Annotated in this window: 8 protein-coding genes and 2 pseudogenes; 6 read left to right on the forward strand and 4 right to left on the reverse strand. The window is 66.2% G+C overall.

All coding sequences use genetic code 11. The annotated features are described in order from the left end of the window. Positions 1-12: 12 nt before the first annotated feature. The 4 genes and pseudogenes from ACYRGX_RS14520 to ACYRGX_RS14535 form a co-directional block, all read right to left on the reverse strand. Positions 13-120 carry a DUF2474 family protein gene (locus ACYRGX_RS14520; RefSeq protein WP_473053177.1) on the reverse strand — a complete coding sequence of 36 codons (108 nt, stop codon included), beginning with the start codon at positions 118-120 and terminating at the stop codon, positions 13-15. Beyond that, positions 120-1,124, reverse strand: coding sequence for a cytochrome d ubiquinol oxidase subunit II (gene cydB, locus ACYRGX_RS14525; protein WP_473053178.1), 1,005 nt, complete (start codon positions 1,122-1,124; stop codon positions 120-122). The genes ACYRGX_RS14520 and cydB overlap by 1 nt, the downstream gene beginning before the upstream one ends. Continuing rightward, positions 1,114-1,809 (reverse strand): annotated as a pseudogene (locus ACYRGX_RS14530) (cytochrome ubiquinol oxidase subunit I); the annotation flags it as partial. The gene cydB and the pseudogene ACYRGX_RS14530, both read right to left, overlap by 11 nt. Before the next feature lie 258 nt (positions 1,810-2,067). Continuing rightward, positions 2,068-2,803: pseudogene (locus ACYRGX_RS14535) on the reverse strand (cytochrome ubiquinol oxidase subunit I); the annotation flags it as partial. Positions 2,804-2,994: 191 nt separating this feature from the next. On the opposite strand from ACYRGX_RS14535, the gene ACYRGX_RS14540 reads away from it, so the two are divergent. The 6 genes from ACYRGX_RS14540 (at position 2,995) to ACYRGX_RS14565 (ending at position 12,841) form a co-directional block, all read left to right on the forward strand. Beyond that, positions 2,995-4,113, forward strand: a complete 1,119-nt coding sequence (locus ACYRGX_RS14540) for a mechanosensitive ion channel family protein (RefSeq protein WP_473056697.1) — start codon at positions 2,995-2,997, stop codon at positions 4,111-4,113. A gap of 222 nt (positions 4,114-4,335) precedes the next feature. Beyond that, on the forward strand, positions 4,336-5,880 hold the full coding sequence (gene glgA, locus ACYRGX_RS14545; protein ID WP_473053179.1) for a glycogen synthase GlgA: 1,545 nt from the start codon (positions 4,336-4,338) through the stop codon (positions 5,878-5,880). A 33-nt stretch (positions 5,881-5,913) separates the two neighbouring features. Continuing rightward, positions 5,914-7,677, forward strand: a complete 1,764-nt coding sequence (gene treZ, locus ACYRGX_RS14550; protein ID WP_473053180.1) for a malto-oligosyltrehalose trehalohydrolase — start codon at positions 5,914-5,916, stop codon at positions 7,675-7,677. Then, complete coding sequence (gene malQ, locus ACYRGX_RS14555) at positions 7,674-9,758, forward strand: 4-alpha-glucanotransferase (RefSeq protein ID WP_473053181.1); 2,085 nt, start codon at positions 7,674-7,676, stop codon at positions 9,756-9,758. Before treZ ends, malQ begins: the two co-directional genes overlap by 4 nt. Continuing rightward, positions 9,755-12,493: a malto-oligosyltrehalose synthase gene (locus ACYRGX_RS14560; protein WP_473053182.1), complete on the forward strand. Its 2,739-nt coding sequence runs from the start codon at positions 9,755-9,757 to the stop codon at positions 12,491-12,493. Before malQ ends, ACYRGX_RS14560 begins: the two co-directional genes overlap by 4 nt. 24 nt (positions 12,494-12,517) lie before the next feature. Continuing rightward, positions 12,518-12,841, forward strand: coding sequence for a DUF2934 domain-containing protein (locus tag ACYRGX_RS14565; protein ID WP_473053183.1), 324 nt, complete (start codon positions 12,518-12,520; stop codon positions 12,839-12,841). The last annotated feature ends 5 nt before the right edge of the window (positions 12,842-12,846 follow it).

Consider the following 12,846-nt stretch of genomic DNA (forward strand, 5'->3'; position numbering starts at 1 on the left):
GCCGGACGGGCCTCAAAGCCCCATCAGCAGCCGAATGCTCCACGCCAACAGCGACACGGCCAGCACACCCGCAGCCCACAGCAGGACGAACCACCCCAGTTGACGTAGACGACGGCGCATCAGTGATAGCCCTCACCCAGGGCGATCTTGCCGCGGAACACCCAGTAGGCGTAGGCCGTGTAGCCAAGGATCACCGGCAACAGAATCAGCACGCCGACCAAGGTGAAGCGCTGGCTCGACGCGGGCGCGGCCGCCTGCCAGAGGCTGATGTCCGGCGGTACGATGTTCGGCCACAGGCTGATCCCCAATCCGGTGTAGGACAGGAACATCAACCCCAGGGTCAGCAGGAACGGCTGCACTTCGCGCTGCCGCGCCAGCGCGCGCAGCAGCAGCACTACGCAAAACGCGACGAGCAGCGGCACCGGCAGGAAGTACAGCAGGTTGGGCAAACTGAACCAGCGCTCGGCGATGGCGCCATGCGCCAGTGGTGTCCACAGGCTGACCACGGCGATGACGGCCAATAGCACCAGGGTCAGCGGCTTCATCAGGCTGAACATGCGCGCCTGCAGCTCCCCGTGTGTCTTCATGATCAGCCAGCCGCAACCGAGCATCGCATAGCCCACCACCAGCGCGGCACCGGTGAACAGGGGGAACGGAGCCAGCCAGTCGAGCGGCCCGCCGGCGTACTGTCGGCCGACCACCGCAATGCCGTCGACGAAGGCGCCGAGCACCACGCCCTGGGAAAAGGTCGCCAGTACCGATCCGCCGATGAAGGCGACATCCCACGCAGGCCGAGTGCGCTTGGCCTTGAAACGAAACTCGAAAGCCACCCCACGAAAGATCAACGCCACCAGCATCAGGATCAACGGCAAGTACAAGGCCGTGAGGACCACCGAATAGGCCAGCGGAAAGGCGGCGAACAAACCGGCGCCACCCAAGACCAGCCAGGTCTCGTTGCCGTCCCAGATCGGCGCCACGCTGTTCATCATCACGTCGCGCTCCTCCTTGCCCCGGACGAACGGGAAGAGAATGCCGATGCCCAGGTCGAAGCCGTCCATCACTACATACATGAAGATGCCGAAGGCGATGATCGCCGCCCAGACCAAGGTCAGATCAATCTCCATCGCGCGCGCTCTCCGCTTGATCGTTTTCCAGGTCCGCTTCGGCGCCCGACAGGGGACGCATCGGTTGTCGGGCATGACCCGGCCCGGCGCCCTGGGAAGCGTCCTCGTCCTGCTTCGGTCCCTTGCGCATCAGGCGCAGCAGGTAGGTGATTCCCACGCCGAAGACCAACAGATAGACCACCACGAACAGCGTCAGGGTGACGCCCATTTCCGCCGCGGCATGCCCGGAGACGGCGTCTCCGGTGCGCAGCAGGCCGTACACCACCCAGGGCTGACGCCCCACTTCCGTGGTGATCCAGCCCGCGAGGATGGCGAGGATGCCTGCCGGACCCAGCAGCAGTACGAAGTACTGGAACGGGCGGCTATCGAACAGCCGGCCGCGCAAGCGCAGCCAGGCGCTCCAGACTCCGGCGAGGATCATCAGCAGACCCAGCCCGACCATGACCCGGAAGCTCCAGAAGACAATCGTCGAATTCGGTCGGTCCTGCGGGGCCCACTCCTTGAGCCCGCGTATCTCGCCGTCCCATTCATGGGTCAGGATCAAACTGCCCAGGCGCGGTACAGAGAGCGCATAGCGGGTGGTTTCCGCCTGCATGTCCGGCCACCCGAACAGCAGCAGGGGCACACCTCGCTCGGTTTCCCAGTGCCCCTCGATGGCGGCGATCTTCGCTGGCTGGTGTTCTAGGGCCTGTTCCCGTTTCATTCACGGCCGCGCCGGCGCCTGTTTTGGCGCGAGACAAGGCACGAGTCGCAGGGCTTACTGGGGTAAGCCCAAGACGAGTAACGCCGTATCGCGCCAAAACAGGCACCGGCCCGTAGGGTTGTGCCAGAAATGGCCTGCGCTGTCGTTGCAGGACTTGCCAAGGGAATGACCATTGCCTGCGTCCTGCGCCTAACCGCAGGCCATTTCTGGCGACAACGCGGCTCGCGAATGAAACGGGAACAGGCCCTAGGGTATTGAGGCCGTGGAAATCGCCGATCACCGCCTGGATCGGCGCGACCAACAGCGCCATCCACATCGCCATGGAAAACATGATGCGCACGGCGGCCCTGTCGCCCCGCCCCTTGAGCAGATGCCAGGCGCCCGTCGCCCCGACCACCAGCGCAGTCGCGAGGAAGGCCGCGACCGCCATGTGCGCCAGACGGTAGGGAAACGATGGGTTGAAGACGATTTGCCACCAGTCGGCAGGATGGAAAACGCCGTCGACCAGCTCGAAGCCTTGAGGCGTATGCATCCAACTGTTCGAGGACAGGATCCAGAAGGTCGAGATCAACGTGCCGATGGCCACCATCAGCGTGGCGAAGAAGTGCAGCCCGCGTCCTACTTTGTTCATGCCAAACAGCATGATCCCGAGAAATCCGGCTTCAAGAAAGAATGCGGTGAGCACCTCGTAGGTCAGCAGTGGCCCCATGATGCTGCCGGCGGCCTGCGAAAGCCCGGCCCAGTTGGTGCCGAACTGATAGCTCATCACCACGCCCATGGCGAAGGCCACGGCGAAGATCTGCAGCCAGAAGCGGTAGAGCTGCAGGTACACGGGGCGCTCGGTCTTCAGCCAAAGCGCTTCGAGCACCGCAAGGTAACTCGCCAGACCAATGCCCAGTGCTGGAAAGATGATATGGAAAGAGATTGTGAAGGCGAACTGGATAAGGGCGAGATCCAGTGCTTCCAGACCGAACATGGCATTCCTCGAGGCGCGCTGGTTTTCGTGACCGTAGTGCTGGCGGACCCGTGCGTCGCTGGCAAAGTTCTTCTCAGCGGAACTCGGCGGCACGCAGGGATTCATTAGAGTCTCGGCACTCCCCGCGCTGCTACCCAACAGGCTGCAGTGCTTGCCGCGACTCCGCTCCTACTGCGAGGAACCCCATGCCCCTGGAATGGCGCGAATACCTCTCAATGCCCGCGGTCAATACCCTGATCGCGGCGGTTCTGGTCACCCTGGTACTGACCCTGGCCGGCCGTCTGATCACGGCGCTGATGCGCCGCCTCGGGCGCGGCTTCCTGTTCACCCGCGAGCTCACCCGCCACGTCGACCGCCCCCTGCGCTGGCTACTGCCGCTGTTCGGCCTGCAGGCGGTGTGGACGGCGGCGCCCGATGACCTGGCGTTGATCGGTGGCGCCCGTCACGTGACCTCGCTGCTGATCGTCGCCGGCTTCACCTGGCTCGGCTTGCAGGCGGTGCGCGCGATGGAGCAGGTGATCCTCAAGAGCAATCCGGTGGACATCGCCGACAACCTGCGCGCCCGGCGTATCCAGACGCAGACCCGGGTGCTGATCCGCACCCTTTCGTTCTTCGTGCTGCTGATCGGCGCTTCGGCGATCCTCATGACCTTCCCGGCCGCGCGCCAGTTCGGCACCAGCCTGCTGGCCTCCGCTGGACTGGCCGGGCTGGCCGCAGGCTTCGCCGCGCGGCCGGTGCTGGGCAACCTGATCGCCGGGCTGCAGATCGCCATCACCCAGCCCATCAGTCTCGACGACGTGGTGATCGTCGAAGGCGAATGGGGTCGCATCGAGGAGATCACCGGGGCCTACGTGGTGGTGCGCATCTGGGACGAACGACGCTTGGTGGTGCCGCTGCAATGGGTCATCGAGAACCCTTTCCAGAATTGGACGCGCTCCTCCTCCAGCCTGATCGGCTCGGTCTTCGTCTGGTGCGACTACGGCTTGCCGCTGGAGCCGCTGCGCCAGGAGGTCAAGCGCCTCTGTGCGGAGGTGCCGGAGCTGTGGGATGGCCGCGTCTGCGTGCTGCAGGTAACCGACGCCAACGAGCGCGCGATGCAACTTCGGGTGCTGGCCAGTTCCCTCGACTCCTCGCGCAACTGGGACCTGCGCTGCTATCTGCGCGAGCACATCATCGCCTTCATCGGCCGCGAGCATCCCCAGGCGCTGCCGCGCATGAGGGCCGAATTGATCGAGCAGAATTCACCTGAAAAAACATCGACCCAATTCCATGATCCACAGCAAGAATCCGAGCGCCAACCTCCGGTATAGCCGTGATTCATGGACTTTCCGTCGGCCCCACCGAACTTCCGTTAGGCCCCCTAGTCATCTACCGGTGCGTAACAGAAGCGCAACGAATGAATGGCAAGAAATATGTGGCTTGCACCGGCAACCTGTAACGCTTTTTGCATAAGTCATATGCACGCGAAGCCAGGGAAATTGGGCTAGTCGGTTCGGTCTGTAATGAGCGGGTCACACGAGGAGAGCGGGATCATGGGTGATGCGGCGTTGAAGGGGATTTTCGGCAATGCTTTGCGGGTCATCGACCCGTCGGTCCTGGGCATTCGCCCCACATTGGAAGTGCGCAGCAGCCACGACGAGAAAAAGAAGATTCTCTTCGTCACCTCCGAGATCGCCGATCTGGTCAAGACCGGTGGCCTGGGGGATGTTTCCGCCGCTCTACCACGCGCCCTTGGCGCGTTGCATGACGTTCGCGTTCTGGTTCCCGGTTACCGCCAGGTACTGGAATCCGGCCACAACATCCGGGTCATCGGCGAGGTCGCCGGGCACGCCGCCCTGCCCGCCTGCAAGATCGGCCGCATCGACCTGCCCGACGGCCTGATCGTCTATGTAGTGCTCTGCGCCGAACTCTACGACCGCCCCGGCAGCCCCTATGGCGATGAGCACGGGCATGACTGGGCGGACAACCACATCCGCTTCGCGCGCCTGTCGCTGGCCGCCGCGGATATCGCCGCCGGCACCGCTTTGATTCGCTGGCGCCCCGAGCTGGTGCATGCCAACGACTGGCAGGCCGGTTTGGTGCCCGCCTACATGCATTGGCGTCGGCAGAGCACGCCGTGCGTGTTCACCATCCACAACCTCGCCTACCAGGGTTTGCTGCCGGCGGAGTGCCGTCCGGAACTGGGCATCCCGCTGGAGGCCTGCAGCCACGAGCGCATGGAATTCTACGGGCGCCTGTCGCCGCTGAAAGCGGGCATCGCCTACTCCGCGCATGTGACCACGGTCAGCGCCACCTACGCCCGGGAGATCACCAGTCGCGAGTTTGGCTGCGGACTCGAGGGTTTCCTCGCCTGGAAGGCCGGCCAGGGACTGCTCTCCGGTATCCTCAACGGTATCGACGAAAGCTGGGATGCGCGTACCGACGAGCATCTGCCGCACAACTTCGCCGCCCATGACTGGGATGGCAAAGCGCGTAACGCCGACTACGTGAGGCGCCTGTTCGGCCTCGAACCGAGCAATGGCCCGCTGTTCGCCGTGGTTTCGCGTCTGGTCGAACAGAAAGGCCTGGACCTGACCCTGCAGGTGGTCGACGACATCGTCGCCGCTGGCGGCCAACTGGTGGTCATCGGCTGCGGCGAGCCGCACATCGAACAGGCGGTACGCGAGATCGGCGAACGTCACCCCGGCCGTGTGGGCGTCCGCGTCGGCTTCTGCGAGCGTCAGGCGCGCGCCATGTTCGCCGGCAGCGACTTCCTGCTGATGCCCTCGCGCTACGAGCCCTGCGGCCTTTCGCAGATGTACGCCCAGCGTTTCGGCTCGCTGCCGATCGCCCGGCGTACCGGCGGGCTGGCCGACAGCATCGAGGACGGGGTCAACGGTTTCCTTTTCGACGACGCCTGTGTCCACGCCTACCGAGGCGCCATCGCCCGTGCATTGCGGGTGCATGCGCAGGCCGATCTGCTCAACGCCATGCGCTGCCGGGCGATGTCCGCCCCGGTGTTCTGGCATCAGTCGATCACGCCCTACGCTGAGCTGTACCAAGGCTTGCTGGAGAGCCGCAGCGAAGTACGCAGATAACACCTCAACGTTTTTCCAGCGACAAGGTGATCCATGGCAGTCAGGCTCCAGCATGACGGCCGGCACGGTGCCGTGCCGGTCACACCCGATCTCGTGCGTTTTGCCCTCTGGGCCCCCGATGCGCGCAGCGTTGCGCTGCAACGTCCAGACGGCAGTACCCAACCCTTGCAGGGCGCCGAAGACGGCTGGTACCTGCTCGAAGCGCCAGCGCGGGCCGGCGATCTCTATCGCTATCTGATCGACGACGAATTGGCCGTGCCCGACCCGGCCTCGCGCGCCCAGGCCGAAGATGTGCATGGCTACAGCCGCGTGGTCGACCCGGAGGACTACCTGTGGCGTAACCCCGACTGGCAGGGCCGCCCCTGGCACGAAACGGTGCTCTACGAATTGCACGCCGGGTTGCTCGGTGGCTTCGCCGGCGTCGAGCGCGAGCTGCCGCGCCTACTCGAACTCGGCGTGACCGCCGTGGAACTGATGCCCATCGCCGAATTCCCCGGAGACCGCAACTGGGGCTACGACGGCGTGCTGCCCTATGCCCCCGAGGCGTCCTACGGCACGCCGGAAGACCTCAAGCGGCTGGTCGATGCAGCCCATGGACAGGGCCTGATGATCTTCCTCGACGTGGTCTACAACCACTTCGGTCCCGATGGTAATTACCTGGGTCGCTACGCCAGTCGCTTCTTCGACCACAGTCGCCGCACGCCCTGGGGCGACGGCATCGACTTCAGCCGCAGAGAAGTCCGCGACTTCTTCATCGACAACGCCCTCATGTGGGTCAACGACTACCGTTTCGACGGCTTGCGCCTGGATGCCGTGCATACCATTCCCGACCGGGGCTTCCTCGTCGAGCTGGCCAGCCGCGTGCGCCGCAGTTTGGCGCCCGGGCGCCAGGTACACCTGGTGCTGGAAAACGAGGACAACGCTGCCAGCCTGCTCGAAGCCGGCTTCGACGCGCAGTGGAACGACGACGGCCACAACGTGCTGCACGTCCTGCTCACCGGCGAGTCCCAGGGCTACTACGCCGATTACCAGGGCGCCACCGAGCGCCTGGCGCGGGTGCTCGGCGAGGGCTTCACCTACCAGGGCGAACTCAATCGTCGTGGCGAACCCCGGGGAGAACCCAGCGCGCATCTGCCGGCCACCGCCTTCGTGCTGTTCCTGCAGAACCACGACCAGACCGGCAACCGCGCCTTCGGTGAACGCCTGGTGAGTCTGGCCGATCCCGAGGCGCTGCGCGCCGCCACCGCCTTGCTGTTGCTCGGACCCATGGTGCCGATGCTGTTCATGGGCGAGGAATGGGGCGCGCGCCAGCCGTTCCTGTTCTTCACCAGTCACCATGGCGAACTGGCCGACGCGGTGCGCGAAGGCCGCCGCGGTGAGTTCGCCGAATTCGCCGAGTTCAACGATCCCAATCAGCGCGAGCGCATTCCCGACCCGAACGCGCCGCAGACCTTCTCCGCCTCACGGCCCGATAGCAGCGCCGTCGGCGAACCCGAACACGCCCGCTGGCTGGCCTATCACCGCGAGCTGCTCGCACTGCGCAAGCGCGAAATCGTGCCGTACCTGGGCCAGGCCCGCACCCTAGGCGCACGGGTCATCGGCGAACGCGCGGTGCTGGCGCGCTGGCAACTGGAGGGCTTCATCCTGCGTATCGAGATCAACCTGGGCACCCAAGGCGTCGCCTTGCCGCCGACCGGCGATGCGGCGATCTTCGCCGAAGAGGCAGCCTTGCAGGCCCGCTGCGATGGGCAGCTCGCAGCGCTCACCACGCTGGTCTTCAAGGAGGCGCAGGCATGAGCGATGCACGCTTGGAACGCCTGGCCGCTGCCGTCGGACTGGCCATCGACTGGATCGACGCCGACGGCCGCCCACAGCGGGTAACCCCGGAAACGCTGCGGCCGATCCTCGCCGGCCTCGGCTATCCCGCAGGTAACGACGGCGAACTGGACGACTCGCTGGCCCGCGCCGAACAGGCACGCGGCGGTGAGCTGCCGCTGCTGCTCACCCTCGACGAGGGCGACAGTCCCTCGCTCGCGCCCTGGGCCACGACCGGCCAGAGCTGGCATATCCAGCGGGAGGACGGCAGCACCCTGGATGGCCGCTTCGACAACGACGCCAGACTGCATGCCGCGCTGCCCCTGGGCTATCACCAACTGAGTTTTGCCGACCAGCAACTGACGCTGGCAGTGGCGCCCTCGCAGGCCTGGCGCGTGCAGGACGCCGCCGCTCGCGAGCAGGCGCGCCTGTGGGGCATCGGCGTGCAACTCTATTCCCTTCGGCGGACGGACGACGGTGGCCTGGGCGACGTGCTGGCACTGGAGCAATTCGTGCGCAACGCTGCCGCCCACGGCGCCAGCGCCGTGGCGATCAGCCCGCTGCACGCGATGTTCGCCAGCGATGGCGGGCGCTACAGCCCCTATTCCCCCTCCAGCCGACTGTTCCATAACGTCCTGCACGCCGCCCCCGCCGCCCTCTTCGGCGAGCTCACCGTGCACCAGGCGCTGGACGCCTGCGGCCTGCGCGAGCAGTGGCAACAGCAGCAAGGCATGGAGCTGATCGACTGGCCGGCGCAGGCCCAGTTGCGCTGGCAACTGTTCCGCCGCCTGTTCCAGGACTTCGAGCAGAGCGAGCATGCACAACGTGCGGACTTCGAAAGCTACCGGCGCTGTGCCGGCGAGGCCCTGCAACGGCATTGCCTGTTCGAAGCGTTGCAGGCACGCCAACTGGCCGCTGGGGAGTCCGGTGACTGGCGGCGCTGGAGCGCCGAATTGCGCGAGCCGCAACCCGACACCCTGCAGCGTTTGGGCGACGAGCTCGCGGGCGAAGTGCGCTTCCATGCGTTCTGCCAGTGGATGATGGACCGTGGCCTGCAACGCGCTCAGCAGGCCGCTCGCGGTGCGGGCATGCCGATCGGCCTGATCGCCGACCTCGCGGTAGGCGCCGACTGCGCCGGCAGCCAGGCCTGGAGCCGCCAGGCCGAGGTGCTCGCCGGGCTCACCGTTGGCGCGCCACCGGACATCCTCAACCGCAACGGGCAGAGCTGGGGCATCTCCGCGTTCTCCCCGACCGGTCTGCGTCAGCATGGCTTCCGCGCCTATCTGGAGATGCTGCGCGCCAATCTGGCCCATGCTGGCGGCATTCGCATCGACCACGTCATGGGCCTGCGTCGGCTGTGGGTGATTCCCGAAGGCCAGGCCAGCGACCAGGGCGCCTACCTGCATTACCCGCAGCAGGACATGCTGCGGCTGCTCGCCCTGGAGTCCCACCGCCATCAGGCGATCGTCCTCGGCGAGGATCTGGGCACCGTACCCGAGGGTTTTCGCGAGGATATCGCCCCGCGCGGCATTCTCGGCATGCGCGTGATGCTCTTCGAGCAGGATCACGGCAGTCACTACTTCTGGCCGCCGCAGCAGTGGCCGGAAACCGCGCTGGCGACCAGCACCACCCATGATCTGCCGACGCTCTCCGGCTGGTGCGATGGGCGCGACATCGAATGGCGCGCACGCATCGAGGACTACCCGGAAGATAAACGCCAGCAGCAACGCGAAGACCGCCGTCGCGAGGCCGACGGGCTGACACGGGCGATCAACCTCGCCGCGGGTATCGACGACCAGGCGCCGCTGGAACGCAGCCTGTTCATCGACCGCGCCGCCGGCTTCCTCGGCAAGACGCCCGCGCCACTGGTGCTGCTGCCCGTGGAAGACGCGCTGGGACTGGATGAGCAGCCGAACCTGCCCGGCACCATCGACGAACACCCGAACTGGCGCCGCCGGCTACCGGGCGAGGCCGCCCACCTGCTCGATGGACACACCCCAAGCCAACGCCTGCGCACCCTCGCCCAAGGACGTGCGCAAAGCGAGCGGGAGTCTTCGCGATGAAGCCGCTCAGCGCCACGTTGCGCCTGCAGTTCCACGCCGGCTTCACCCTCGACGATGCCTGCGCACTGGTTCCCTACTTCGCCCGTCTGGGCATCAGTCATCTGTACGCCTCGCCGCTGCTGACCGCCCGCCAAGGCTCGATGCACGGCTACGACGTGGTCGATCCCACGCGCATCAACCCCGAACTCGGCGGCGAGCCGGCGTTGCTGCGCCTGGTGGCGGCGCTGCGCGCCCATGACATGGGGCTGATCCTCGACATCGTGTCCAACCACATGGCCGTCGGCGGAGCGAGCAATCCCTGGTGGCAGGACGTCCTCGAATGGGGGCCGGCGAGTCCCTATGCGAAGTTCTTCGACATCCACTGGCATTCGCCCGACCCGCTGCTGCGGGGGCAGTTGCTGCTGCCGTTCCTCGCCAGCGACTACGGCGAGGTGCTACGCGCCGGGCAGGTGCCGCTGCGCTTCGATCCTACCGAAGGTCGCTTGTACTGCGAGCACTACGAGCATCACTTCCCGATCAATCCTGCCAGCTATGGCGCCCTGCTCGGCATCAGCGGCAACCCGGCACTGGTCGAGTTGGGCGAGCGCTTCGCTGCGCTCACCCAGGATGCCGAGGGCTATCGCAACGCCACGGCGCTACGCGCCCAGCTCGCCGAGCTGAGTAGCGAGCCGGGCCATCTGCAGGACATCGAACGCGTGCTGGCGCGCTTCGACGCTCGGGAGGAGGAAGGCTTCGAACGCCTGCATCGGCTGCTGGAAGAGCAGCACTACCGTATCGCTAGCTGGCGGACGGCGGCGGATGACATCAACTGGCGGCGTTTCTTCGACATCAATGAGCTGGGCGGCCTGCGGGTGGAGCGTCTGGCGGTGTTCGAGGCCACCCATGCCAAGGTCTTCGAGCTGGTCAGCCGCGGGCTGGTGGATGGCCTGCGCATCGATCACGTCGATGGTCTGGCCAACCCTCGCGGCTACTGCCGGCGACTGCGCCGACGCATCGAGCGGCTGCTGGCGGAGCGTCCCGCTGAGACCCGGCTGGAGCACTTCCCGATCTACGTGGAAAAGATTCTCGGCGAGGGCGAGTCACTGGCCACCGACTGGGGCGTGGATGGCACCACCGGTTACGAGTTCATGAACCAGGTCTCCTTGTTGCAGCACGACCCAGCCGGCTTCGCGCCACTGGCCGAGCTCTGGCAAACGGTCAGCGCGCGCAGCAGCGATTTCATGGAAGAAGCGCGGGCGGCCCGCGAGCTGGTGCTCTCCGGCTCGCTGGCCGGTGATTTCGAAGCGGTCGCGCAACTCCTGCTGGAGGTCGCCCGCAGCGACCTGATGACCCGTGACATCACCCTCGGCGCGATCCGCCGCGCCCTGCGTGAGCTGATCGTGCATTTTCCGGTTTACCGCACCTATGTCGGCGGCGCCGGACGGCGTGCGGCGGACGAGCCCTTCTTCCGCCAAGCATTGGAGGGCGCCCGCAGCAACCTGAGCGAGGCCGAATGGCCATTGCTGGAACGCCTGGAACGCTGGCTGGGTGGCGAACCGCTACGCGAACTGCCGGTGGCCCAGCGCAACCTGCGTCGACTGGCCTGCACCAAGTTCCAGCAGTTGACCTCGCCAGCCGCGGCCAAGGCCGTCGAGGACACCGCCTGCTATCGCAGCGGCGTGCTGCTGTCGCGCAACGATGTCGGCTTCGACCCGCAGCATTTCGCAGCGCCCGTGGAAGACTTCCATCAGGCCTGCGCACAACGCCTGGCCAGCTTTCCGGACAACCTGCTGGCGACCGCGACCCACGACCACAAGCGTGGCGAGGACACCCGGGCGCGCCTTGCCGTGCTCAGCGAGCATCCGCAATGGTTCGCCGACCTCGCCCAGGGCTGGCTCGCTGACAGCGAGAACGACGTGCGCCTGCTCGAGGAAGGTCCCGCGCCCTCCCCTGGTGATCGTCTGATGCTGCTGCAGACGCTGCTGGCCGCCTGGCCGCTGGGCGGCACAGTCGACGCAGAGTTCTTCCAGCGTGTGGGCCGCTGGTGGGAGAAGGCCATCCGCGAAGCCAAACTGCGCAGCACCTGGGCCGCGCCGAACGAGGCCTATGAAGGCGCCTGCCGCGAGTTTATCGAGCGCCAGGCACAACGCCAGGCCAGTACGCTGGCACAGGCCAGCGCCCGGATTGCCGCAGCGGGCGCGCTCAACGGACTGGTGCAGTGCACGTTGCGCATGACGACCCCAGGCGCGCCCGATCTCTACCAAGGCAACGAATACTGGGACTTCAGCCTGGTCGATCCGGACAACCGCCGCCCGGTCGACTTCGCAGCGCGCCAGGCCAGCCTGGACGCGCCCGCGAATCTCGCGAACTGGCAGGACGGCCGGCTCAAGCAATGGTTGCTTGGCCGCCTGCTGCATGCACGCCTTGAAGATCCCGTGTTGTTCGCCCGCGGACGCTACCTGGCATTGCCGGTGAGCGGCGGACAGGCCTCGCGGGCACTGGCTTTCGCCCGTGAGCACGACGGCCGCTGGCTGCTGGTCGTCGTGCCGCGCCTGGCCAGTACGCTGCTCGAGCAAGATTCGCTGGCGTATGTCGACAACGCCTGGAGCGACACCTATATCGAATTACCGGAGCCTCTCGCCGATCAGCACTGGCGGGGACTTTTCGACGATCGCGAGGTCTCAGCCAGCAGGCGGTTGGCGCTGGACGAGCTCATGCAAGGCTTTCCCCTGAGTGTGTTGCGTGCAAACCCCTGACAGATGGATCGAGGAGATTTCCCCATGAGCAAGATCGAAGAACGCGTGCGCGAACTCGCCTACCAGATCTGGGAGTCCGAAGGACGCCCCCACGGCGAAGACGCTCGCCATTGGGAGATGGCCCAGAAACTCGCCTCCAGCGAAGTGGCCAACGCCAAGCCCGCAGCCAAGCCCCGTACCAGCCGGGCGAAGGCCAAGCCCGAGCTCACCGAGGTCGCCAGCAAGCCGGCGGCCAAGCCCAAAGCCAGCAAACCCAAGGCCGCCGCCAAACCCGCCGAGGGCGAGGAGGCACCGGTCGTAGCCAAGAAACCTCGCGCACCGCGTAAGCCCGCCGCGCCCAAAGCCTGAGCAGC

The organism is Pseudomonas sp. R4-15 (genome assembly GCF_055768815.1).